Annotated in this window: 27 protein-coding genes; 15 read left to right on the forward strand and 12 right to left on the reverse strand. The window is 26.7% G+C overall.

The annotated features are described in order from the left end of the window. The first annotated feature begins 20 nt into the window (after positions 1-20). The 4 genes from flgK (at position 21) to AELL_RS01805 (ending at position 3,983) form a co-directional block, all read left to right on the forward strand. Positions 21-1,913, forward strand: a complete 1,893-nt coding sequence (gene flgK / locus AELL_RS01790; protein WP_118916295.1) for a flagellar hook-associated protein FlgK — start codon at positions 21-23, stop codon at positions 1,911-1,913. Positions 1,914-1,932: 19 nt separating this feature from the next. Next, the gene (gene fliD / locus AELL_RS01795) at positions 1,933-3,279 is read left to right on the forward strand and encodes a flagellar filament capping protein FliD (protein WP_118916296.1); all 1,347 of its coding nucleotides are present in this window, start codon (positions 1,933-1,935) and stop codon (positions 3,277-3,279) included. Between the two features lie 102 nt (positions 3,280-3,381). Next, positions 3,382-3,738 (forward strand): flagellar export chaperone FliS, encoded by a 357-nt coding sequence (fliS, locus tag AELL_RS01800; protein ID WP_118916297.1) that lies wholly within the window; start codon positions 3,382-3,384, stop codon positions 3,736-3,738. After that, positions 3,714-3,983, forward strand: coding sequence for a hypothetical protein (locus AELL_RS01805; protein WP_118916298.1), 270 nt, complete (start codon positions 3,714-3,716; stop codon positions 3,981-3,983). Before fliS ends, AELL_RS01805 begins: the two co-directional genes overlap by 25 nt. Here AELL_RS01805 and tilS read toward each other — a convergent pair. From tilS to AELL_RS01825, 4 genes are read right to left on the reverse strand one after another with little or no spacing between them, the layout of a single operon-like run. Further along, positions 3,972-4,952: a tRNA lysidine(34) synthetase TilS gene (gene tilS / locus AELL_RS01810; RefSeq protein ID WP_118916299.1), complete on the reverse strand. Its 981-nt coding sequence runs from the start codon at positions 4,950-4,952 to the stop codon at positions 3,972-3,974. The two genes, AELL_RS01805 and tilS, sit on opposite strands and share 12 nt — an antisense overlap. 2 nt (positions 4,953-4,954) lie before the next feature. Next, a complete protein-coding gene (gene rimO / locus AELL_RS01815; protein ID WP_118916300.1) occupies positions 4,955-6,289 on the reverse strand; it encodes a 30S ribosomal protein S12 methylthiotransferase RimO in 1,335 nt (444 codons plus the stop codon). A gap of 51 nt (positions 6,290-6,340) precedes the next feature. Continuing rightward, positions 6,341-7,159, reverse strand: a complete 819-nt coding sequence (panC, locus tag AELL_RS01820; protein ID WP_118916301.1) for a pantoate--beta-alanine ligase — start codon at positions 7,157-7,159, stop codon at positions 6,341-6,343. Positions 7,160-7,186: 27 nt separating this feature from the next. Then, on the reverse strand, positions 7,187-8,146 hold the full coding sequence (locus tag AELL_RS01825; RefSeq protein WP_118916302.1) for an ABC transporter permease: 960 nt from the start codon (positions 8,144-8,146) through the stop codon (positions 7,187-7,189). A gap of 28 nt (positions 8,147-8,174) precedes the next feature. Between AELL_RS01825 and acpS the strand changes: the two genes are divergently transcribed. After that, the gene (acpS, locus tag AELL_RS01830; RefSeq protein WP_118916303.1) at positions 8,175-8,531 is read left to right on the forward strand and encodes a holo-ACP synthase; all 357 of its coding nucleotides are present in this window, start codon (positions 8,175-8,177) and stop codon (positions 8,529-8,531) included. Here acpS and AELL_RS01835 read toward each other — a convergent pair. Continuing rightward, entirely contained in the window at positions 8,528-8,893 is a 366-nt protein-coding gene (locus tag AELL_RS01835; protein ID WP_118916304.1) for an ArsR/SmtB family transcription factor, read from the reverse strand. The genes acpS and AELL_RS01835 overlap by 4 nt on opposite strands. Positions 8,894-9,050: 157 nt before the next feature. On the opposite strand from AELL_RS01835, the gene AELL_RS01840 reads away from it, so the two are divergent. Then, the gene (locus AELL_RS01840) at positions 9,051-9,659 is read left to right on the forward strand and encodes a class I SAM-dependent methyltransferase (protein WP_118916305.1); all 609 of its coding nucleotides are present in this window, start codon (positions 9,051-9,053) and stop codon (positions 9,657-9,659) included. Between the two features lie 3 nt (positions 9,660-9,662). Here AELL_RS01840 and ruvX read toward each other — a convergent pair whose 3' ends face one another. Both ruvX and AELL_RS01850 read right to left on the reverse strand, forming a co-directional pair. Continuing rightward, complete coding sequence (gene ruvX, locus AELL_RS01845) at positions 9,663-10,043, reverse strand: Holliday junction resolvase RuvX (RefSeq protein ID WP_118916306.1); 381 nt, start codon at positions 10,041-10,043, stop codon at positions 9,663-9,665. Further along, complete coding sequence (locus tag AELL_RS01850; protein ID WP_118916307.1) at positions 10,040-10,951, reverse strand: methylenetetrahydrofolate reductase; 912 nt, start codon at positions 10,949-10,951, stop codon at positions 10,040-10,042. Before AELL_RS01850 ends, ruvX begins: the two co-directional genes overlap by 4 nt. Positions 10,952-11,032: 81 nt before the next feature. Between AELL_RS01850 and serB the strand changes: the two genes are divergently transcribed. From serB to AELL_RS01870, 4 genes are all read left to right on the forward strand, one after another. Then, a complete protein-coding gene (serB, locus tag AELL_RS01855) occupies positions 11,033-11,659 on the forward strand; it encodes a phosphoserine phosphatase SerB (protein WP_118916308.1) in 627 nt (208 codons plus the stop codon). A 2-nt stretch (positions 11,660-11,661) separates the two neighbouring features. Then, positions 11,662-12,654 carry a transaldolase gene (locus AELL_RS01860; RefSeq protein WP_118916309.1) on the forward strand — a complete coding sequence of 331 codons (993 nt, stop codon included), beginning with the start codon at positions 11,662-11,664 and terminating at the stop codon, positions 12,652-12,654. A gap of 65 nt (positions 12,655-12,719) precedes the next feature. Then, entirely contained in the window at positions 12,720-14,081 is a 1,362-nt protein-coding gene (locus AELL_RS01865; protein WP_118916310.1) for a class II 3-deoxy-7-phosphoheptulonate synthase, read from the forward strand. Positions 14,082-14,159: 78 nt separating this feature from the next. Further along, the gene (locus AELL_RS01870; RefSeq protein WP_118916311.1) at positions 14,160-14,999 is read left to right on the forward strand and encodes a nucleoside-specific channel-forming Tsx family protein; all 840 of its coding nucleotides are present in this window, start codon (positions 14,160-14,162) and stop codon (positions 14,997-14,999) included. Positions 15,000-15,020: 21 nt separating this feature from the next. Here AELL_RS01870 and AELL_RS01875 read toward each other — a convergent pair whose 3' ends face one another. Genes AELL_RS01875 through tgt form a run of 3 tightly spaced genes read right to left on the reverse strand, consistent with a single transcriptional unit; the run spans position 15,021 to position 16,828 of the window. Continuing rightward, positions 15,021-15,362, reverse strand: coding sequence for an arsenate reductase family protein (locus tag AELL_RS01875; protein ID WP_118916312.1), 342 nt, complete (start codon positions 15,360-15,362; stop codon positions 15,021-15,023). 3 nt (positions 15,363-15,365) lie between these two features. Then, a complete protein-coding gene (gene gatC / locus AELL_RS01880) occupies positions 15,366-15,656 on the reverse strand; it encodes an Asp-tRNA(Asn)/Glu-tRNA(Gln) amidotransferase subunit GatC (RefSeq protein ID WP_014473079.1) in 291 nt (96 codons plus the stop codon). 50 nt (positions 15,657-15,706) lie between these two features. Further along, complete coding sequence (gene tgt, locus AELL_RS01885) at positions 15,707-16,828, reverse strand: tRNA guanosine(34) transglycosylase Tgt (RefSeq protein WP_118916313.1); 1,122 nt, start codon at positions 16,826-16,828, stop codon at positions 15,707-15,709. A gap of 105 nt (positions 16,829-16,933) precedes the next feature. Between tgt and AELL_RS01890 the strand changes: the two genes are divergently transcribed. The 5 genes from AELL_RS01890 to nhaA are packed head-to-tail and all read left to right on the forward strand — an operon-like array spanning position 16,934 to position 22,627. Then, positions 16,934-18,361 carry a COG3400 family protein gene (locus AELL_RS01890; protein ID WP_118916314.1) on the forward strand — a complete coding sequence of 476 codons (1,428 nt, stop codon included), beginning with the start codon at positions 16,934-16,936 and terminating at the stop codon, positions 18,359-18,361. Between the two features lie 17 nt (positions 18,362-18,378). Continuing rightward, complete coding sequence (locus AELL_RS01895) at positions 18,379-19,509, forward strand: succinyldiaminopimelate transaminase (RefSeq protein ID WP_118916315.1); 1,131 nt, start codon at positions 18,379-18,381, stop codon at positions 19,507-19,509. Further along, positions 19,502-20,083 carry a hypothetical protein gene (locus AELL_RS01900; protein WP_118916316.1) on the forward strand — a complete coding sequence of 194 codons (582 nt, stop codon included), beginning with the start codon at positions 19,502-19,504 and terminating at the stop codon, positions 20,081-20,083. The genes AELL_RS01895 and AELL_RS01900 overlap by 8 nt, the downstream gene beginning before the upstream one ends. After that, on the forward strand, positions 20,084-21,391 hold the full coding sequence (gene murC, locus AELL_RS01905; RefSeq protein ID WP_118916317.1) for a UDP-N-acetylmuramate--L-alanine ligase: 1,308 nt from the start codon (positions 20,084-20,086) through the stop codon (positions 21,389-21,391). Between the two features lie 54 nt (positions 21,392-21,445). Further along, positions 21,446-22,627, forward strand: a complete 1,182-nt coding sequence (gene nhaA, locus AELL_RS01910; protein ID WP_118916318.1) for a Na+/H+ antiporter NhaA — start codon at positions 21,446-21,448, stop codon at positions 22,625-22,627. Here nhaA and AELL_RS01915 read toward each other — a convergent pair. Beyond that, a complete protein-coding gene (locus tag AELL_RS01915; protein ID WP_118916319.1) occupies positions 22,624-23,397 on the reverse strand; it encodes a DNA-processing protein DprA in 774 nt (257 codons plus the stop codon). The two genes, nhaA and AELL_RS01915, sit on opposite strands and share 4 nt — an antisense overlap. A 42-nt stretch (positions 23,398-23,439) precedes the next feature. Then, the gene (locus tag AELL_RS01920) at positions 23,440-24,621 is read right to left on the reverse strand and encodes a divergent polysaccharide deacetylase family protein (protein WP_118916320.1); all 1,182 of its coding nucleotides are present in this window, start codon (positions 24,619-24,621) and stop codon (positions 23,440-23,442) included.

Here is a 24,621-nt window from a genome sequence, read left to right on the forward strand (position 1 = left end):
AATTATACAAAGGAGTCGCTATGTTGAGTACATTAAATGTATCATATACTGGGCTTAGTGCTGCAAAAACTGCAGTTGAAAATGTATCAAACAACATAGCTAATGAAAATACTCCTGGTTATAAAAAAAGAGTAGTTGGACTTAGTGAACTTGGACAAATGGACTCATTGTTTGCAGGTCGTGGTGTAAGTGTTGATGGTATTTATCGAGTAACTTCACAATATATGTATGATAAAGTAATAAGTGAAAATAGTAAGTCAAATTATTACGATAAATTATCAGGTATGTTAGGTAATGTTGAATCAGTTTTTAAAGAGACAGAAGAGAGTGGTTTTTCTGTTGATTTGAATAGATATTTTCAATCAATTGAGAATTTAAGAACAAATCCTAATTCTGAAATTTACAAAAGTGCATTAAAAAATGAAGGTGGGATTTTAGTTGAAACTTTACAAAATATCTATTCAACAATTCAAAAACAACAAGATGCAGAAAAAACTGAATTAAATGCAAATGTTGAAAAAATCAATTCTCTTTTAAAAGAGATTGGTGATGTAAATGATAAAATAGTTAAATATGCAACAGCAACAAATGATTTATATGATAAGAGAGATCAATTAGAATTAGAATTATCAAATTATGTTGATATAACTGTAAATAGAGATGAAGATTTTTATGAATTAAAAATAGGTGATTCTGTTGCTATAAGTAATAATACAATTGTAAGAACAGTGGATGTAATTAATAATGATAGTTCACAAATTGATAAATTTAATCATATTAATTATGATAGTGTAACGAATACGTTTACAACTTATGATTCATTAAAATATAATGAAGATTTAACTTCTAAAAATCTTGATTTGAATGATGTAGTAACTTATAAGTTAAATAATGAGTTTGAAGTTTCTGTCACAATTGGTGAGTCAATTACAATGGACTGGGATGGAGATGGAACAGAAACAACTGAAATTGTAGATGATACAAATTTAACTAGAGCAATTGTTCATAAAATTAATAGTAATCCAGATTTTAATGATTTAGTGGTCGCTTATAATGGTGATTATTCTATAGATTCAAATGGAAATAAAATTACTAATGATATTAAAGATAATTTTTTAAGAGTTGAATCAAAATTTCCAGGAATCGATAATTCATTTGATGCAAGAGTTAGTATCGTAAAAAGAGATAATACTGATTCAACAATTATTGATAGTAGAGAATCATTATATAAAAATGAAGATGAAAGTAAAACAGCCATAAGTGACGTTTCAATAGGAATTTATGGAAGAGAAGTAAGCTTAAAAACAGGAATAGTAAAAGCTCAAGTTGATAATTTATCAACAAGTTCTGCAAATAATAAATTCCAAACATATTTTGATAAGTTAGATGCTTTTGCTCAAACATTAGCTGATATAACTGATAAATATATTAAAACAGGAACAGATAGTTATATTTATGGTGAAGCTGCTTCTGATGATGAGGATTCTGGAGTAATAAATTCTTTAGGATTATTTAGTGGTTCTAGTGTAATGACATTAAAGTTTAACAAAAATGCTGTAAATGATTTAAAGCAGTTGGAATTAGATTATTTAGCAACTATTCAATGGAAAACAGATTTGTCATTTGAAGGTAAAGGACAAGGAGTTAATTCTAGTAATGATACCTCTTTACTTGAGTTTTATAGAGAGTTAAGAGTAAGTGTTTCAGCAGATAAAGAAAATTCAAATTTTTTATTAGAGACACAAGATAGTATTACACAATCTGTTAAAAGTTCTTATGACAATTTAGTAAAAGTAGATAAAGATGATGAGATGTTGGATTTGATGAAGTTCCAATCAGCTTATACAGCAAATGCAAAGATTGTGACAGCAATAGATGAAATGTTACAAACATTATTAGGACTTAAAAGATAAAAATTTAAAAGGATAAATCATGGCTGAAGGTATATTAGGATTAGGTTCAGGTCAAGCTTCTGCTTTAAATAGTGATTTAATAGAAAAATTAAAAACAGCAGAAAGAAAATCTACTGTAGAGCCTTATGAAACAAAAATAGAAAATATAACGACAGAAAAAGAAGTTTTTGCAAATATTCAAACAAAAGTTTCTGAATTATTAGAAACAATTAAACCTTTTGATTTATTTGTTTCAGGTGGTGTAACAGCTTTTGAACAGAAATCAGCTACAACATCAGGTGATTCTGTAACTTTTGATGCAGCAGATGTTAAATCGTTAAATAAAGGTTTTACAAGTGTTGAAGTAACTCAATTAGCTCAAAAAGATGTTTATCAATCTAATACGTTTAATGCAGCTACAAAAGATACAGCTATAAATCAGGGTGATTTGGTAATAAATGGACAAACATTTGATACAACAAATAAAACTTATGAACAATTAGCAACTGAAATTACTGCAAAAACAGGTATGAATGCAGCTGTTGATCAAGTTGGAAGTGATTCTTATAGACTTGTAATTAAAAGTGAAGATACAGGGATTGATAATAAACTTACTATTAGTGGAGCAGCAAGTCAAGCTTTAGGTTATACAACTGATGGAACAGTTATAAATAGTGCAAATCATATATTAGAAGCAAAAAATTTGATTGCAAAAGTTGATGGAGTAACATATGATGTTGCTTCAAATAGTATTACAGTAGATGGTTTAAAAATTACTGCAAATAAAGAAGGTACTTCAACAATAAATGTTGTAGAAGATACGACTCAAGTTGAAACACAAATGCAAAACTTTATAACTAAGTATAACGAATTAGTAGCTTTAGTTGATAGTGAAGCATATAATGCAGATTCTAAAATTGCAGATAAATCAGCAATTAGAGATATAGTAAATCAGGTAAAAACAAAATTATTTGGTTCTTATGGAGAAAATGGTGATAAATCAGTTTTTAATTTTGGTATAGAGTTAGCTAAAGATGGAGGATTGTCATTAGATAGTAAGAAGTTTAATGAGGCAGTTCAAAATGATATAACAGGATTAAAAGATTTATTTTTAGGTAGTGCTGAAAATAAAGGTTTAGGTACTTTACTTAAAGAAACACTCGATGAAATGAAGTTTTCAGGTGGACTTTTAAATACTTATGAAACTTCTATGACAAGTAGAGAAAAAACATTAAATGATGAAAAAGATAAAGCAGAAGAAGCATTAAATAAAAAATATGAACTTTTAGCATTACAATTTAGTTCTTACGGGGCAATAATTAATCAAATGGAAGCATCATTTTCTGGTTTAAAAATGTTAATACAACAATCGACTTCTGGCAATTAGTATTAAAATAAGAAGTTGAAAATAGTTATTTTCTCTTCTTATTTAAGTAAATCTATTATATACTGATAGAAGAAAAAATGATTTATTTTGGAGTGTTTATTTATGGGAATTGAAGTATATAATCAACAAAATGCAATATCTGATGATCCTTATGTTTTAGTTTTAAAACTATATGAAGGAATAATTAAATATTTATCTTTTGTAAAAAGTGCAATGCAAGATGGTGAAGTTGAGCAAAAATTTACTTACATCAATAAAACTATTGCAATTTTTGATGAATTAAGAAATGTATTAGATTTTGATGGTGGTGAAGTTGCTTATTATTTAGATGGTTTATACTTATATCAAATTGAAACACTATTTGCTGCTGGAATTGATGACAATATCAATGCAGTTAATCAAGTTATGAAAGTTACTCAAGGATTGATTGACGCATGGAAAGAAGAGACTGGTCTTTAAAAGCATTAAGTGAATTAATTTATATTGATTCACTTGAGTCATTTGAAAAAGCTGATGCTTTAGTAAAGTGGCATAAAAATTATCTAACAGATGATTCTATTGAGAATTTTGATTTAGAATTAGTTGATTTAAAAAAACTTGAAGAACTTTTTTTTAAAAACATAAATTTTTTAAAAAAACATAAAGAAGAGACAAGACAAGAGTTAATTAAAATTCAAAAAATGAAAAAATTTTTAAAAAATTAATTCATTTAAATCTAAATTTAAAGAGTAAATATAAGCTCTCATATTTTTAGGGATTTTATTTATTCTGCAAAACTCTTTAAATTTTTTATCCATATTTATCTCTATTTTAGGACAAATCCAAATAAAATCTTCATTCAATGTTATATTAATTTTATGTGAAATAGTTATCTCTTTTTGTTTAATGATTTCATTTCTTTGTGCTGAACTTAATAAAAAACCTCTTTTTTTTAAATTATTATCTATAATTCTAATATTTAGATTATTATCATTTTGATTTTGATAAATTTCTAATTTATTAAAGACTTTTATAGGTTTAATTGAAAGATTTAGAGAATTTATATCATTTTGGAGATACTTAAACGATTTTTTTATTCCATTGCTATATTCACTCAATAATTTATCTGAAAAATTATGTCTAAAGTAGTTTCTTTTATATTTTTCATCAAAATTTGAATTATCAATAAAATATTTAATATCCTCTTTTTGTAAAAACTCTTCTAACTCTTTTTTTGTAATATCTAAAAGTGGTTTATAAATTTTATAGTTTTCTTTTTGTTCAAATTCATTAAAGCCAATTAATTCAATTAATCCTGCACCTTTGGTTAATTGCATTAAAAACCACTCTAATTTATCATTTAATTGATGAGCTGTGATTAGAACTTCATAAGAGTTTTTATCTATTATTTCTTCAAAAAACTTATATCTTATATCTCTTGCAGTTTTTTCAAAATTTGAAGTGGATTCTAGTTTTATATCTTTTATGTAGATTTGTTTATTGTATTTTAAAGCTAATTCTTTTGCATATAAAACTTCATTTTTTGATTGAACTCTTACATTATAATTTACGATTATAATATCAAAGGGAATATTTTGTTTTAAAAGTAGGAAAAATAGTGCAGAAGAATCAACTCCCGCAGAAAACGCTAGAAGATTTTTTGATTCTTTAATTGCACTAAAATTTAAGTTCATAACTATTTGATTACTGTTGCAAGTAATTTATCTCCAACAAGTTCAGTTACTTTTACAGTATAGATTTGTCCAAATTTAATTTGTTCATCTAATTCATTATCATTTATATAAATTTCACCATCAATATTTGGTGCCCAAATAGTTTTTCTAGCACTTAATAGATATTCATGTTCATCACTTTCTCCATCAATATAAACTTCAAAAGTTTTTCCAACTTCATTTTCAAGTGATTCTTGTGTTGTTAAAGAGATAATTTCTCCTAAAACTTCAGCTCTTTCATCTATTAATTCTTGCTCAACTTTATCTTCTCTAGTTGCTGCTGTTGTTCCCTCTTCATCTGAATATGAAAATACATTTGCTCTATCAAATTTGAAGTTTTCTACATAATTACAAAGTGCTTCAAAATCCTCTTCAGTTTCTCCTGGATGTCCAGCAATAAATGTTGTTCTTACAAAAGAGTTAGGTTTACTTTTCATATGATTCATAAGTTCAGTTAATTGTTCAACACCTTTTCCTCTTTTCATGATTTTTAGCATTGAAGGAGTTATATGCTGTAACGGCATATCAAAATAATTTACAAAAACTTTTGAATCAGCAATTTTATCTATTAAAGATAAAGTTGTAGTTGATGGATATAGATATAAAATTCTTGCTGTTTTAATACCCTCTATTTTTTCAACTTCTTCTATTAGAAGTTCAAGTCCATTTTTTATATCTAAATCTCTTAAAAATGAAGAAGAGTCTTGAGATACAAAAGAGAAATCTACATATCCTTTTGCTACTAATGATTTTACTTCTTTAACTAAAGATTCTAAAGTTCTTGAGTGAAGTTTTCCTTTAAATGAAGGAATTGCACAAAATGAACAAGCTTGATTACATCCTTCACTTAGTTTTACATAAGCATGATAAGATGAACCTGTGATTACTCTTTCGTTTGTCTCACTTGCAAGAAATACTTCAGAAGTAAAATTACTTCTTTTTTCATTTACAAGCTCATCAATTTTATCATAATCACCAACTCCTGTGAAAACGTCAATTTCAGGAAGCTCTTTTTGTAAATCCTCTTTATATCTTTCACTTAAACAACCAGCCATAACTAAAACTGATTCTTTTTTTCTATCTTCATGTAGATTTAAAATTGTATTAATACTCTCTTGTTTTGCACTATCAATAAATCCACATGTATTTACAATAATAACATCTGCATTTTGTGCATCATCAGTTAGTTGATATTCACTTAATCGTCCTAGCATTACTTCAGAATCAACTAAGTTTTTTGTACAACCAAGACTTACCATATGCAGAGTTTTTTTAGGTTTTTGTGTTGAAAATTTCATATATATTATTATTTACCTTAAATTTTTTCGTGATTTTAACATAATCTTTTGTTAAAGCCAAATATTATCAAGTAGTCTAGTATTTCCAAATCTAGCAACAACTAAAATGATTGTATTTTTAGGTTCAATAATTTCAAGTTCATTAAACTCCCTATCTACAATTGCTACATATTCAACATCTAAAGTTTTCATAATTTCATAGATTTTATCTTTTACAGCTTTTACACTTCTTACTCCACTTGAAATTAATGACCCAGCCATATAAAGTGATTTTGAAATTAGTAGTGCATCTTTTCTTTGAGTTGCATCTAAATAAACATTTCTAGAACTAAGTGCCAATCCATCTTCTTCTCTTACAATGTCACATGGAACAATATTTATTGGCAAAAAGAAATTTTTTACCATTTGTTGAATAAGTGATAACTGTTGAGCATCTTTTTTACCAAAATAAGCATTTGTTGGTTGTGTTAAATTAAATAGTTTTAAAACAACTTGTAAAACACCATCAAAATGTCCAGGTCTAGTTTTCCCTTCTAAAATATAACTTTTGTTAGGGGCTTTTACTAAAACCTCTTCTTTTGTGTACATAGTTGAAATTTCAGGCATAAAAACATAATCAACTTTACACATTTGACAAATCTTTTTATCAGCTTCATCTTTTCTTGGATATGCATCTAAATCTTCACCTGGTAAAAATTGAGTTGGATTTACAAAAATTGAAACTATTACTACATCATTTTCATTTCTTGCTTGTTTGATAAGTGAAATATGACCATTGTGTAATGCTCCCATTGTTGGAACAAAACCAACTGTACCAGAAATATTTTTTCTAATCTCTTGCAACTCTTCTATTGTTTTTAAAACTTGCAATATTTATCCTTTTAAAAATTTAATTTTTTATTTTTCTTCATAATTTGGATTTAATTTTAATAAAACTAAATCAGCAATCATATTACCAATTAGTGTCAAAAAGGCACCAATTATAAGTATCCCCATAATTACGGGATAATCATGGCTTAATGCACTTTGATAAAATAGTAATCCCATTCCATCAATTGAAAAAATTGTCTCTAAAATCACTGAACCTCCAATAATTCCAGGAAGTGAAAGTCCAAGTAGAGTGATAACTGGTGGATATAAATTTGGTAAGATGTAATATCTTAAAATTTGTTTTTTAGTTAATCCTCTTGATTTTGCAAAAAAGATGTAATCAGATTTTAAAATCTCAATAGTTAAACTTCTTATATATAAAATCAAACTTCCAATTCCACCAAAAACTATAATAAAAATAGGTAAAACTAAATGCCAAGCATAATCTAAATAGTAATTTAGACTTCCATCATTTGGAACACTATGAAGTCCTGCTATTGGAAAAATTTCAAATTTTATTGAAAAAACTAAAACTAAAATAAGTGCTAAATAAAATGAAGGCATGGCAAAACTTAAAAGTGAAAGTTGTTCACTAAATTTATCAAAAAAAGAGTTTTTATTTAAAGCTGATTTTATCCCAAAATATAAAGAGATTATAAATATTAAAACCATAGAAATAATATTAATTGTAAGTGTTATTGGAATTCTACTTAGAATTTCATCTTTTACCATCTCTCCGCTTGCAAAAGAAATTCCAAAATCAAGTTGTAAAATAGAATAAATCCAAGAAAAAAATTGTACATATAAAGGTTTATCAAGCCCATAAATTGCTTTTAATTGTTCAATTGATTCAGGAGTAATATTTGGATTTAACTCTCCACTTGCAAAAAAAGAGTTTGGAGCAGCATTTATTGCTATAAAAGAGATAAGGCTAATTATAAAAAGCATTGTGATAAGGTATAATAATTTTTTAAAAAATAGTTTCATTTTGGGATTATACAAAAGATAGGTTTAAATGATAGGTATAGATATAACTTCAATAGATAGAATAAAAAAAATGTATGAAAAGTTTGGAATAAAGGCTTATGAGAAGTTTTTAAATACAAATGAAATTGAGCTTATAAAAAAGCCAGAAACTGCTGCTGGATTTTGGGCAGCAAAAGAGGCTGCTTCAAAAGCTCTTGGAACTGGGATTGGTGAACATTGTGGTTTTCATGATATTAAAATATCAAAAGGAAAGCTTGGAAATCCAAAGATTAAATACAAAAAAGAAGTAAGAAAAAGATTTGGTATAAAAAAATCTCATCTTTCAATAACACATGATGCAGGTTTTGCAATAGCTGTTGTTGTAAATGTTTTGAAAAAAGATTAATTTTTTGTATTATCAAACTGAAAAGCTTGATTATAATTATTTACTAAATCTGTAAAACAAGATGATAATTCTTTAATAATTTCAGGATTTGGCTCAATATAAATTTTATTACTTTTTTTTGTCATAATAATTATATTTGCATCTTTTAATTCTTTTAGATGTCTTGAAATAGTTGGAAGTGAAAAGTTAAAATGTTCTGCAATAGTTGTAACACAAGTAGCCTGAGCAATAATATCATCTTTTGGTTTACTCTCATCAATAGAACAAGCATATCCACCTGTAAAAACATTTTTAAATATCAAAAACCTAGTTTCATTTCCCAAAGCTTTAAATATTTTGATTTTCTCTTCCATTCCTAACATACTAATATAAAACCTTAAATTATTAATTTTAAATTATTCTATTAAATAAATACTAATTTACAAGTTAAATCTTTATTGACAAGAAAAAATAAATTTGCTAATATTTTAGCTATTTAGCATATTAGCTAAATAGCTATTTAATAAAAGAGATAAAATTATGAATTTAGAAACACATTGGAATAATATTTTTGAAAAAACAGAAGATAAAAAATTAGGTTGCTGGGAAAATGATACTTCACAAACACTAAAATTTTTAAAAGATTTAGATATCTACTCTAATAAAAATATATTTTTAGCTGGTGCTGGAACATCTATTTTAGTTGATGAAATTATAAAAATGAGTTCTAATTTAATCTTAAATGATATAAGTGATGTAGCTCTTGAAAAATTAAAAAACAGATTAAAAAATTTCGAAAATATAGAGTTCTTTCAGCAAGATTTATCAAAAAATTTTAAAACAAAAGATATAGATATTTGGATAGATAGAGCAGTTTTACACTTTTTGTTAGATGAAAAAGATATAGAAAACTATTTTGAAAATTTAAAAATAAATCTAAAAAAAGGTGGATATGTTTTATTTGCACAATTTAGAAAAGGTGGTGCAACAACTTGCGCAAGTTTGGATATAAAACAGTATGATTTAGAAGAGTTTTCTAAGAGATTAAAAGATGATTTTGAACTTATCAAAAATGAAGAGTATGATTATATAAATCCATTTGGAAATAAAAAAGAGTATATTTATGTACTTTATAAAAAAATAAAATAGTCTCTATTTTTTAGCTAAATATCGCTCTAAAATGATTTTAGCAGCAAGTGAGTCAACTCGTCCATCTCTTTTGTATTTTATTTCACCTTTGATTAATTCTTCTGCTTCAATTGAACTCATATTCTCTTCACAAAATTCATAAGGAATTTGAAGTTCTAAAAGTGTAACAAAATGTTTTATTCTTTTTTGCATATCTTCGCTTGCACTTGGAAATCCAACAATTAGTTTTTCAATTTCCCACTCTTTTAAAAAAGAGTTTACATCCAAGGCAGCTTGGTCTCTATTTTTTCGCAAAATGGCAGTTTGAGGAGTTACAATATTTGAAGTTAAACAAATTGCAACTCCTATTCTTTTAAGTCCAATATCAATTGAAGCTAATTTCAAGAGATAATCTCATTTGCAACATCAAATCTATTTGCTGTCATTAGGTGGATTTTTGGATGTAGTTTATTTAATTCTTTAAATAAATTTTGACTTAATTGCATTCCAACTTTGTACTCTTCCTCTTCAGAAATATTATGTGCAGCTTCAAGGGCATCAATCCAAAATTGTGGTACATGAATTCCTGGAACTTGTGCAGATAAAAATAGAGCAGTTCTAAGTTTTGTAACAGGGAAAATCCCAAAAATTAGTTGAGCTTTTTGTTTATCTCCTTCAACACCTTCTTTTGCAATATTAAATGATTCTAAAAGTTTTTTAGCATTTTCAATGTCAAAAACTGGTTGAGAAATAATTCCCATCGCTCCATTTTGAATTTTTAAATGCATTTTTTTCTCTAAACTTGAGAAATTTTTTGCATAAGAGTTTGTAACAGCAAAAGGAAAAATCTGTTTTGGTTCGATTTTAAAAGGATGACCTGACATATCCATACCATAATTAAATGATTTAATAATTTTTAATAGCATTAATGAGTTCGCTTCAAAAACTCCTTTTGCATGAGGTTGGTCACTCATTTTAGCTGGATCTCCTGTTAGAGCTAAAATAGCTCTTACATCAAAATCATTTGCTCCCATTAAATCTGATTGTAATGCAATTTTATTTCTATCTCTCATACTCATAGTTGCAATTACAGGTTTATTAAATTCCATTTGAAGTTTTAATGCAGCAAATAAAGCATTGTATTTTAATTTTGCAAGAGGATTATCTGTACAAGAAAAACCATCAACTCTATCTTGCAGTTTAAATTTTTTAATTCTTTCTATAATATTGTGCATAGAAGGTTCGTGTTGAGGTGTTGTTTCAAGTGTTAGGTATTTATCCTCTTGAAGTTTTTGTATAAGTGTTTCAAACATTATAAAAAATATTCCTTTTTATATATTTAGTTAAATTTAGATAATATTATACCCTTTAAAGAATAAAACTAGGGAAAATTAATGAAATTAGCTGTTTTTGATTTTGATTCAACTTTGATGGATGGAGAGACTATAGACTTTCTTGCAGATGAGTTAGGAATAGGTGAACAAGTAAAAAAGATTACAGAAGAAGCGATGAGTGGAAGACTTGATTTTTTTGAATCTTTAACTACAAGAGTTGCACTTTTAAAAGGTATGGATTATAAAAAAGTTGTTGATATTTGTGCAAATCTTCCTTTAATGCCAGGTGCAAAAGAGTTAGTTCCAGAACTTCAAAAAATGGGATATAAAGTAGTATGTTTTTCTGGTGGATTTAGAATTGGAACATCTCCTGCTAGAGAAAAATTAGGTTTAGATGCTGATTTTTCAAATGTACTACATGAAAAAAATGGAGTATTAACTGGATTAATCGGTGGAGATATGATGTTTGGTTATTCAAAAGGTGATATGTTACAAAGAATTCAATCACTAATGGGAATAACAAGAGCACAAACTTTAGTTTGTGGAGATGGAGCAAATGATTTAAGTATGTTTGCACATGCTGATACAAGAGTTGCCTTTTGTGCAAGAGATGTATTAAAAAAAGAGGCAAATGTTATTATTGATACAAAAGATTTAACAAAAATCTTAGATTATATAAAGGCTTAATTATGAGTTTAAAAGAAGATATCAACTACTCTTTATGGTGTGATTTTATAGAAAGAGATTTTTTAGAAAATAGATTTAAAGAGATTATCAAAAAACAAATTATTCAAGGTGCAACTTCAAATCCTGCAATTTTTGAATCATCAATCACAAACTCTGTTGCTTATAAACAACAACTTGATATGTTACAAGCAAACAATGCAAAAACAATTTATGAAGAGTTAGCTTTAACAGATATAAAAAGAGCAGCTTTTTTACTTGATAAACTACATAAAGATGATGCTGATGATGGATTTATCTCTATTGAAGTTGACCCACTTTTATGTGATGATGCAGCTGGAACTATTGATGAAGGAATAAGACTTTTTAATTCAATAAATGCTGAAAATGTAATGATTAAAGTTCCTGCAACAGAAGCTGGTTATATTGCTATGAGAGAACTTACATCAAAAGGTATAAATGTAAACGCAACATTAATTTTTTCACCTCTTCAAGCTATTAAGTGTGCACAAGCTTTAGACGAAGGAATTAGAGATTCAAATAAAGACATCAAAGCAGTTATTTCTGTTTTTGTTTCAAGATTTGACAGAATGATGGATACTGAGTTTGTTTTAAAAGGTTTACAACCATCAAAACTGGGAATTATCAATGCAACTAAATGTTATCATGAAGTAAATAAATTCAAAAACTCAAATATCAGAACTCTATTTGCAAGCACAGGTGTAAAAGGAAATGAGTTAAGTCCTAGTTATTATATTGATAATTTAATTTATCCAAATTCAGTAAACACTGCACCACTTGCAACAATTGAAGATTGGTTAACTGATGGTTCAAAAGAGCCAACACCAATAATGAGTGAAGCTGATTGTGATAAATATTTTGAACTTTTAAAAAATAAAGGAATCAAAATGGAATCAATTTATGATAAGCTATTAAGTGATGGTTTAGAAGCATTTAAAATTTCATTTAGAGATTTACTTTCAAAACTAATAAATTAAAAACTATTTAAGTTTCATTGGATAAAATTTTTCCAATGATAAAAATATATAAAAAGGTAGAAAAGATGAATATTTGGACTCCAAGTAGCTGGAGAGATTTTCCTATAAAACAACAACCAACATATAATGATTTAGAAAAACTTGCAAAAGTTGAGTCAGAGTTAGCATCATATCCTCCTTTGATTTTTGCAGGAGAAGCTTTAAATTTAAAAAAACAGTTGGCTGATGTTGTAAATGGTAAAGCATTTTTACTTCAAGGTGGAGATTGTGCTGAATCATTTAATGCATTTAATGCTACAAATATTAAAGATTTATTTAAAGTAATGATGCAAATGGCAGTTGTTTTAACTTTCTCAGGTGGTTGTCCTGTTGTAAAAGTTGGACGAGTTGCTGGTCAATTTGCAAAACCAAGAAGTGCAGATTTTGAAGAGATAGATGGTGTAACATTACCTTCATATAGAGGTGATATTGTAAATGATATAGATTTTACAGAAAAAGCAAGAAATCCAAGAGCTAAAAAGTTATTAAAAGCATATAACCAAAGTGCAGCAACAATGAACCTTTTAAGAGCATTCTCAAGAGGCGGGATGGCTGATTTGAATCAAGTTCATTTATGGAATTTAGATTTTGTTAAAGATAACTATTTAGGTGCAAAATATGAAGAACTTGCAAATAAAATAAGTGAGAGTTTAACATTTATGAAAGCTTGTGGAATTACAAGTGAAAATACTCCACAATTAAATCAAACAACTCTATTTACTTCTCATGAAGCACTTTTATTAAATTATGAACAAGCTTTAACTAGACGTGATTCAATTACTGGAGATTGGTTTAACTGTGCTGCTCATATGTTATGGATTGGGGACAGAACAAGAGATTTAAAAGATGCTCATATTGAATATTTTAGAGGAATTAATAATCCAATAGGATGTAAAGTTGGTCCAACAATGAAAGAGGATGAATTAATCCAATTAATTGATACTTTAAATCCAAATAATGAAGCAGGAAGATTAAATTTAATTGTTAGAATGGGTGCAAATAAAGTTGGTGATTTCTTCCCAAAACTTTTACAAAGAGTAAAAGCTGAAGGTAAAAATGTATTATGGTCAAGTGACCCAATGCATGGAAATACAATAAAAGCTGACAATGGTTATAAAACTAGAGATTTTGAAGCTATTTTAAGTGAAGTTAAACAGTTTTTCCAAATCCATAAAGCAGAAGGTACTTATGCTGGTGGGATTCATCTTGAGATGACAGGGCAAAATGTAACTGAATGTACAGGTTCTTGCTCATCTGCTGTAACTCAAGAGAGTTTATCAAGTAGATATCACACTCAATGTGACCCAAGATTAAATGCTGACCAAGCTTTAGAGTTATCATTTATGATTGCTGATACATTAAAAGAAGCAAGAAAGAATCTTGCATAAACTATAAATTTATCTATTAAAAAAAGAGGAAGTTTTTTACTTTCTCTTTTTTTTTTGATTTAAAAAACAAGGAAAATTATGAAGTCTCTTATTTTAAAAATATTTTTTCTATTTGTTGTTTTAGTTATCAATATTTCTGCGAAAAATATTGATTCAATTACTAATTCACATTGGGAAACTTTACATCTATATCATGGTGAAAACCAAAAAGCTGGTCCTTTTGCATTTGATGATAATTATGTTGAGTTTGAGTTTGGTGGAAGATATGAATGGTTAGATTTATATGGATATATAGATTTTATAGATGCTTTAAATAGTTCAACAAGTGATAAACATGGACAAAACAACTTTTTTGTTGATATAGAACCTAGAATTTCAATAGACTATTTAACGAATACTGATTTATCTTATGGTGCTTTACAAGAGTTATTTATAGCTTTTGATATCTATTATGCAGATGAGCCAAATGGAAATGGTTTAAAGATAGTTTGGATGGGTTTAGGAAGTGATATAGACATTCCTTGGCTTGGAAAAAGTGGTGTGAATTTTTATACTAGATATGTAGAAGAAAATTATGGTGCAAGTAATGAAAATAGTTTTGATGGATATGTTGCACATATAAATTGGTTTAAACCTTTATATAATTTTACGGATTCAAGATTTTTATCTTTTCAAGGTTATTTAGATTATGAGTTTGGAAGTGATTTAGATAATAATAGTTTTGAAAGACAATACAGAACAAGTGATTCATTACAATCATATTTAGGACTTTGGGTACACGATAAAAAATGGACAGCTGGATATGGTTTAAAAGTTTATAAAGATATGACACAATGGAAAGATGGTGAAGTTTTAAATAATAAAGAGACAAAAACTTCTGGATATGCACACTATTTTAATGTAGGTTATAAGTTTTAGAGTAGAAAATTTTCTACTCTATTATAAAAAAGTTTTTTTATAAAGCTCTTCATCCCAAGCTACAACTAATTTATCATCAAATTCAATAACTGGTCTTTTGAAAAGTAATGGTTCTTTACAAAGCCATTCATATTTTCCATTATCATCAAGATTTAACTCTTTTAGATTTAATGTTTTATATTTTGTACCTTTGTTGTTAAAAAGGATATTTATATCAGCTTTTGTAGTCCAAGTTTTGATTTTATCTGCACTTGGAGTCTCTTTTTTGAAATCAAAGAATTCAACTTCTATGTTATTATCTTTGAAAAATTTCAAAGCGCTTCTAACACTTCCACAAGTTTTTATACCATAAACAGTTATCATTTTTTACTCAATAATTTTTGGAACTATAAAGTATCCATCTTCAGATTTTGGAGCATTTTTTAAAATTTGATTAGATAATTCTAAGTTTTGAACTGATACATCTTCTCTTAAAGGTGTTCCGCCCTCAATAGTTGTAAATGTTGCTTCTATATGACTTACATCTATATCATTTAAGTTTTCAACGAAGTTAATAATATCAGCTAATTCTGATTTTAATTTCTCTTTTCTTGAATCATCAACTTGTAAACTTGATAACTTTTCTAATTTTGCAATTAATTTATCATCAACAGTCATTGTTGTTTTTTCCTTATTTTTTAATATTTTTAATTTTAGCTAAAAAGAGTTTATTTGCTTCTTTTAGCGTAAAACTCTTTTTTAAATTCAGTCCAATTGTTTGCTAAAATTGCTTCTCTTGATTCTCTCATTAATTGTAAATAGTAATGAATATTATGAATTGAAGCAAGTCTAAAATATGTTATTTCAGCAGCTCTAAATAGATGATTTAGATAAGCTCTACTAAAATTTTTACAAGTGTAACATTCACATGCGTTATCAATTGGATTAACATCTTCTTTAAATTCAGCTTTTTTGATATTTAATCTTCCAAAAGTTGTAAATAAAGTTCCATTTCTTGCATTTCTTGTAGGCATTACACAATCAAACATATCAACACCACGTTCGATATTTTCTATTAAATCTTCTGGAGTTCCAACACCCATAAGATATCTAGGTTTATCTTTTGGCATAAATTGTGTAGTCCACTCAACAGTTTCGTACATATCAGCATTTGGTTCACCAACACTTAATCCACCAATTGCAAAACCATCAAAATCTGTTAAACTACAAAGTTGTTCTGCACTCATTTTTCTAAACTCTTTATCAGTTCCACCTTGAATAATTGCAAAGATATTTTGATTTACTCCAATACCTTTAGACTTTTGTTCCATATGGTATTCAATAGCTTCTTTAGCCCATTTTGTAGTTCTTTCAATTGATTTTTGAATTCTCTCTTTTGTATTTGGAAGAGCTACTAAATCATCTAAAATCATCATAATATCAGACCCTAAATCATATTGAGTATCTAAAACACTTTGCGGTGTAAAGTAGTGACGACTGCCATCAATATGAGATTTGAACATAATTCCATTTTCATCAGGTTTACTATTGTCACTTAAAGAAAATGCTTGAAAACCACCTGAATCTGTTAAAAATGAGTTTGGGAATTTTGAAAAACCGTGAAGTCCACCAAATTTTTTAACTAATTTACTTCCTGGTCTTAAATATAAGTGATAAGTATTTCCAAGTATAATTTTTGCTCCAAGTTCTAGCATATCATTTGCATCAAGAGCTTTTACTGTTCCTTGTGTACCAACAGGCATAAAAACAGGAGTTAAAATAGTGCTATGAGCAGTTTTTATTGTACAAGCTCTAGCACCATTTGAAGTTGCGTCTATTTTAAATTCCATAAATTTTAAAAACCTTTTTTTAGATAATCATTATTGTATCTAAAGTTAGATTTATATCTAGTAATTCAAATCTACAATTAATTTTTTTAGGATATAATTTTAGCCATGAAAAAAATATTAATTATATTAGATGGTATTGTTGCTAAGAAGTTAATGCAAAGAATTGTTGAAGCAAATACAGGCGATAACAGTTATGATGTAATATACATGAGTGATGCAATTTTACCAGTACAAAAGCCTTCAAACTTTACATTTTATAAGTTCGATCCAACTTCAAAATCAAAACTTTCAATGGTTTTAGATAAAAATATTCATACAGAAGTTTTAATCGCACTTAACTCAAAAGATGAGATGTTAAATGTAATCAAAAATATAAGAGAACATACAAAAAATCTTCAAATGACAGTATTGGATTATTGGGGAATTAAAGTAAATGACCCTTTAGTTAATATTTATAGAGGAATAGAAGTTTTAGCAAATGGAATGGTTGAAAAACTTCCAAATGTTCCAGTTCTTGCTCAAAATATTGGATTAAAACAGGGTGAAATTATGGAGATAAGAATTCCTTTTGGAAGTTCTTATGCTTATAGATATATTGGTTCAATTGAGCAAAAAGAGTGGAGAATTTTTGGACTTTATAGAAATCAAAAAATGATAAATATAAAACCATCTTTAGTTCTAAAACCAAATGATGTGATTTTAGTTATTGGAAAACCTGATGTTTTAATGCAAGTTTACAATGTAATTGGAAAAACACAAGGGCAATTTCCAATGCCATTTGGAAGTAATATTTATCTATATTTAGACTTATATCTAGAAGATGAAAATAGTGTAAAAAAAGCTTTAGATGAAACAAAATATTTAAACCAAAAATTAAAAAATAATTTATTGATAGTTAGAGTTACAAGACCTACAACTGTTGAAATTATGAATTTAATCAAAAATGAGTTAAAACATTTCCCAACAATTATTTTACAAATAGATTATGCGAATAAAGGTTTTACAAAAATTATCAAAGAAGATTATAGAAAATATAATATTGGTATGATTATTTTAACCCATGAAATGTTTAAAGACAAAGATAGAGTTAAAAGTGTAATGGAGCTTAAAATCCCTGTATTTAAGTTTGGAAAAGAGAAGTTAAAATCTGTAAAAAGAACAGTAATTATTTTAAATGACACTAATTCTTATGAGCAAATATCTCCAATTGTTTTTGATATTTCAAGTCAATTAAAAATTAAAACAAAAATATTTGATTTAGACCCAATTGGTGAAAAAGAAGGAAAATCAACTTTAATTGATCACTTTGAAAATCTTGCCAAAATATTTAATGAAAAACTAGAAGTAGTTACAAGTGGAGAAAATCCAATAAGAGAGCTAAAAAAACAAAGAAATATGTTACAAATTTTACCTTTAAAACAAGATATGTTTAAAAAAAGATTTTCATTTAAGTTTTTTTACACAAATAGCGATTTTATAGCATTTGATATGAATAAATTTAATCAACTATTAATCCCAATATCAGAAGAATAAACAAGGAAATAAATATTATGAATTTTGAAAAATATCCCTTTGAAAAATTGAATGAGTTATTAACAGATATACTTCCTAATGATAATTATGAATTATCTGTTTTAACAATAGGTGAGCCAAAATTTGAAACACCACATTTTATACAAGAAAAATTAAAAGAGACAAGTTCAAGTTTGAGAAAATATCCCTCAACAATAGGTGAACCATTTTTAAGAGAATCTATGATTAATTTTGTACAAAATAGATTTAATGTTTCTTTAGAAATGAACCAGATTGTTCCAACATTTGGAACAAGAGAAGTTTTATTTAACTTTCCTCAATTTGCTTTATTTGATAAAAAAAATCCAGTTATGGCATTTACAAATCCTTTTTATCAAATTTATGAAGGTGCAGCGATTGCAAGTAGGGCAGAAGTAATTCACATAGATTTAACTAAAGAAAACCATTTTAAAGCAATACTTAGTGATGAAGAGTTAAAAAGATGTGATTTAGTAATTTTAAATTTCCCAAATAATCCAACTTCAGCTTCAATGAGTAAAGAAGAGTTAGGTTTATGGGTTAAAAAAGCTTTAGAATTTGATTTTATACTTGTAAATGATGAGTGTTATAGTGAAATCTATTTTGATGAGGAAAATAAACCAGCCTCACTTTTAGAAGCATCAATTTTTGTTGGAAATACAGATTTTAAAAATGTTTTAGTAATGAATTCTATCTCAAAAAGAAGTTCAGCACCAGGATTAAGAAGTGGATTTATAGCAGGTGATGCAAAAATTTTAAAAGAGTATTTACAATATAGAACTTATGTTGGATGCGCAAGTCCAGTTCCACTTCAAGAAGCAGCAGCTGTTGCTTGGAATGACCAAGAACATGTAATGGAATTTAGAAAAATTTATAAAAAGAATTTTGAAATTGCACATGAACTTTTAGGAATAACAATTCCTGAATCAACTTTTTATATTTGGTTAAAAGTAGATGATGAAATTGAATTTACAAAAAATTTATATAAAGAAAAGAATATCAAAGTACTACCAGGAAGTTTTTTAGGAAGAAATGGTTTAGGAAAAGGATATGTGAGAATTGCTCTTGTAGAAAATGAAGAAAAAACAAGAGAGAGTTTAAAAAGATTAAAGGATTTTATAGATGGATAAAGAAGCATTATTTCAAGCAAGAACAAATCCTGACTTTTTGAAATATTTAGAAGAGACAAGAGTTAATTCTATGAAAGCCCAAGATATAGGGTTGATGTATGAAACATTAGATTCTATGTTAGTTTTAGGGCTTGATGAAGAAGATATAAATAAGCTTTATGAACAGATTTTAAAAACATCATTTTCAAATGTTGAAAAAATTTTAACAAAACATGAAAAATTAAAACTTGAAGGGGATAATCTTCTTTATGTAAGAGCTTTATATGAACATGCTATAGAAAAATGGTCAAATGAAAATTTTAAAGGTGCAAAAGAGTTATTTTTTGTAATTGCAAATATTATCGAAGATGAAGTGCTTGAAAAAGCTTTAAATATCTTGATAGTTTTTTTAGTATCAGATATTCAATTAGATGATTTCTATGATACAAAAGTTGATTTAGAAGCAGATATTGATGATGAAAAATATGGATATTTTATAATAAAATTTAGATTTGATAATCAAGAGTTTTTAGATGAAAATAGAGATATTTTAGAAAAAGAGTATAAAAATTTAAAACATTTATTAGGAAATTAATTGAAAGTACATTTTATTGGAATTGGTGGAATTGGTCTTTCTGCCTTAGCTAGATTTTTAAATTTTGATGGACATGAAGTTTGTGGTTCTGATATGAAAAGTTCTCCAATAACGAAAGCTTTAGAAGAAGAAGGAATCAAAGTTTTTTGTCCACAAGACGCTTCAAATATAAAAGATGATTTAGATTTAGTTATATACTCAGCTGCAGTTACTGATGAAAATCCAGAATTAATTGAAGCAAGACTTAAACAAATTAGAACACTTTCAAGAAAAGAAGCCTTACCAATTATTTTAGGTGATAAGAAAAACTATTGTGTTGCAGGAGCTCATGGAAAATCAACAACAACGGCAATGTTAGCTTCGATTTTAGGAAGTTCTGCTTTAATTGGTGCAATTTCTAAAGATTTTGGTTCAAATTTTAGATATGTAAATGATTTAGTTGCTTTTGAAGCAGATGAATCAGATGCCTCTTTTTTGCTTTCAAATCCTTATTGTGCAATAGTTACAAACGCTGAGCCTGAACATATGGAATATTATCATTATGATTATGATAAATTTTATGAATCTTATGAGAAGTTTTTGAGTCTTGCAAAAAAAAGAGTTGTAAATGCAGAAGATAAAGATATTGCTAAACTAAAAATTGAAAATGCAGTTTATCTTTATCCATCAAAAGATATAAAAAATCTTTGTTATACACTAAAAAACAATCAACCTTGTACAAAATTTGATTTAAAAGATTTAGGAACATTTGAGGTTTGGGGATTTGGTTTTCATATGGCAACAAATGCTTCTTTAGCAATATTAGCAGCTTTAAATGAGCTTGATATTGAAACTATTAGAAAAAATCTTTTAAACTACAAAGGTATTAAAAAGAGATTTGATATTGTTCAAGCAAATGAAAAATTTGTTGTGATTGATGATTATGCACATCATCCAACAGAAATTGAAGCAACTATGAAATCAATTGAGTTATATGATAATCTTACAAATCTAAATAAAAGAATAGTTCTTTGGCAACCACATAAATATTCAAGAACAAGTGATAATCTTGAAGGTTTTAAAAAGTGTTTTAGAAGATGTGATGAATTAATTATTTTACCAATTTGGACAATTCCTGGTGAGAAAAAAATTGATATAGATTTCCAAAAAGAGTTTGCACAATATAATCCAATTTTTGCTGATAAAATTATCACAACAAATGGAAAAATTGAACTTATCAAAGATGAAAAAATTATTAAATCATATGATGAAGGAATTTTTTTAGGTGTTGGTGCTGGTGATATTACTTACCAACTAAGATATAAATAAATTTAACAATAACTAAAGCTTTCTTTACTAAAATATATTCATAAAGGATTTTTTATGAAAGTATTAGTGAGAAAGTTTTTAGAAAATGAATCATCTTCTGGAATAATCTTAATATTTGTTACTTTAATAGCTTTATTATTTAGTAATAGTTTTTTATCGCCTTTTTACACTGACTTTTTGCATACTAAAATTGAATTAAAAGTTGGAACTATTCTTGAAATATCAAAACCTTTAATACTTTGGGTTAATGATGGACTTATGGCAATTTTCTTTTTAATGATAGGATTAGAAATAAAAAGAGAGTTGATTTTAGGTCATTTATCAAATTTTTCTAATATAACTTTACCTTTAATTGGTGCAATTGGTGGAATGGCAGTTCCTGCATTGATTTTTTTCTTTTTTAATATAAATGATAATTTTGCACTTCGTGGTTGGGCGATTCCAACTGCAACTGATATTGCCTTTGCTTTAGGAATATTGTCACTTCTTGGCAAAAGAGTTCCAACTTCACTTAAAATATTTTTGATGGCATTAGCTATTTTTGATGATGTAGGTGCAATTTTAATAATTGCATTTTTTTATACAGCACAATTATCAATAAATTCTTTTTTATTGGCAACTCTTTGTATTGGAATTTTAATATTATTTAATCGTTTAAAAATTTCATATTTAAGTCTTTATATTTTTGTTGGAGTTTTATTATGGATTTGTGTTTTAAAAACAGGTGTTCATGCAACATTAACGGGAATTATTCTTGCTTTTACAATTCCAATAAGTTTAATAAATGAAAAAAGAAGACATATCTCTCCTGTTAGAACTTTAGAACATTATATTCATAGTTGGGTAGCATTTTTTATTTTACCCCTATTTGCATTTGTAAATGCAGGAATAGATTTGAGAAATATATCATTATCTCAAATTGATAATAGTGTATTTTTAGGAATATTTTTTGGACTTTTTTTAGGTAAACAAATAGGTGTATTTTTATTTGTTTTTATAACAGTAAAATTAGGTCTAATAAAATTACCAGTTGGTGTTAATTGGAGACAATTTTATGGAGTTGCAATCTTAACAGGAGTTGGATTTACAATGAGTCTATTTATAAATTCATTGGCATATGAAGATTCAAATATCTTTTTTTATACTGATAAATTAGCGATTTTATTGGGTTCTTTAGTCTCTGCACTTATGGGGTATTTTATTTTATTAAAAACAGCAAATAAAAATATCTCTTAATTTAAAAATATTTTTCCATTTTTTATATTTATTTTCCCATCGAGTTCATATTCTAAAATTTCATTTGGAAATTTTGAAATAGCACTTTCATAAGTTGGATTAGTTTTACAAAAAAGTAGAATTTCATCATCAGTTTTAGATAATTTTTTATTTGTAATTTTTTCTACAAACTCATCAATATCGTATATAACTTTTATTAAATTTCTTTTTACTAATTCTTGAGTTCCTAAACTCTCATTTAATCTATGAGGAATTGTATAAATCTCTTTTTTCATTTTTAAAGCAAAATCAATTGAGCTTAAACTTCCAGAATTTATATCAGCTTCTGTTACAATTAAAATATCTCCCAAAGCTACAACCAATTCATTTCTTAAAATAAAAGTATAGTTTTTTGCCTTTTCTTTCTCTTTGTAAGTTGATAGCATCAGACCATTTTTTTCAATATCAATAATTAGATTTTTATTTACACTTGGATATCTAATATCTAAACCATTTGCAACAACTGCAATAGTGTTATTTGATTTTGCTCCTTGGTGAGCAATTGAGTCAACTCCCATAGCTGCTCCACTTACAATACAAATATCATTTAAAGAGAGTTTTGAAGATAATTTATAAGTGAACTCTTTTGTATAAGAATTTGGTCTTCTTGTGCCTATTATAGAGATTTTTTTTCTTTTTAAAAGTTCTGTATTTCCAATATAAAAAATTTCATTTGGGTATTTCTTCATTGAAGATAACTCTTCAATTTTGAATTCAATTTTTTTAATCATAGTAATCCAGTTATAATAAATAAAATTATTATAACTGTTTTTTTATAAATAAGGAAGCTTGTTTACAAATATAGGTTCAACATCTTTTAGTAAGTGTTTAGACTCTTTTAAAACTTTTAAAGTAATATCATGAGGATGACCAATTGCTATCGCATATCCTTGTTTTTTTGCAATTTCAACAGCTTTTTTTAATTGATTTTGAATGGCAGAAAAATTTCTATCATTATCAATAAAAGTATTTCTTACAATATAAGGCATATTGTATTTATTTGCAAATTGTTTTGCAACAGATTTTGAACTTGTTCTACTATCTACAAAAATAAAATTATATTTTTTCAGTGCTTTAAATAATTTGTCCATAGCTTCTTCATTTTCTGTAAATACTGAACCTGTATGATTATTTGTATAAATTGCGTTTGGATACCAAGCTCTTAATTGTTTAACTCTATTCTCTATTTTCTCATAAGAATCTGTAATTTTTAATGTATCAACTTCTGGGCTTTTAAAAGCACTTGAAGCTTGCATAGGGAAATGTATCATATAAAAAGAGAGATTTTGTGCAATTTTTGCAGAATCTTTATGACTTGATGTTGGTGGTAAAAAGGCCATTGTAATTGGATAACCAATATTTAATATTTTTTCTTTTTCGGCACTTGTACTTACATCATCAATAATAATTGCAAGTTTTGGTTTATTTTTTTTATCATAAACAAAAGTATCTTTTTTAGTAATAATTGATTTTTCATCAATTTTACTTGGTTGTTTTTCAATCTCTTTTTTCTCTTCTTTTGCTTTTTCTTCTTTAATTTTTTTCTTATCTTCTTTTATTTCTTCAATTTTTTTTACAATTTTTTCATTTATTTGTTGTTCATCTTCTAAAGTTTTTTCTAAAAAATCTTTTTCTAATGCTTGAGTGTATTCTTCAAATTTGTCATATGTATCATATTTTGGAATTATTTCATCAAAAGTTTGTTCAGGTTTTTTTTCGTCGAAAAGTTTTACTTCATCAAAAGTTTTATTTTCCTTTTGGACTTCATCTTTTTGTGTTAAAACTGGTGTTTTTTCAATTGGTTCAGATTTATCTGAATTAAATAAGAAATAGCTACTAATAGATATTAGTGATGTGAATAGCAAGATTAAAAGAAAAACTTGTATTAATTTTTTCTTTGAACGTAAAGTTGCTTTGATACGTCTTTTTTTTGATTTGTTTTTTTTCTGATTCAT

The sequence above is a fragment of the Arcobacter ellisii genome, assembly GCF_003544915.1.
Taxonomy (GTDB): domain Bacteria; phylum Campylobacterota; class Campylobacteria; order Campylobacterales; family Arcobacteraceae; genus Aliarcobacter; species Aliarcobacter ellisii.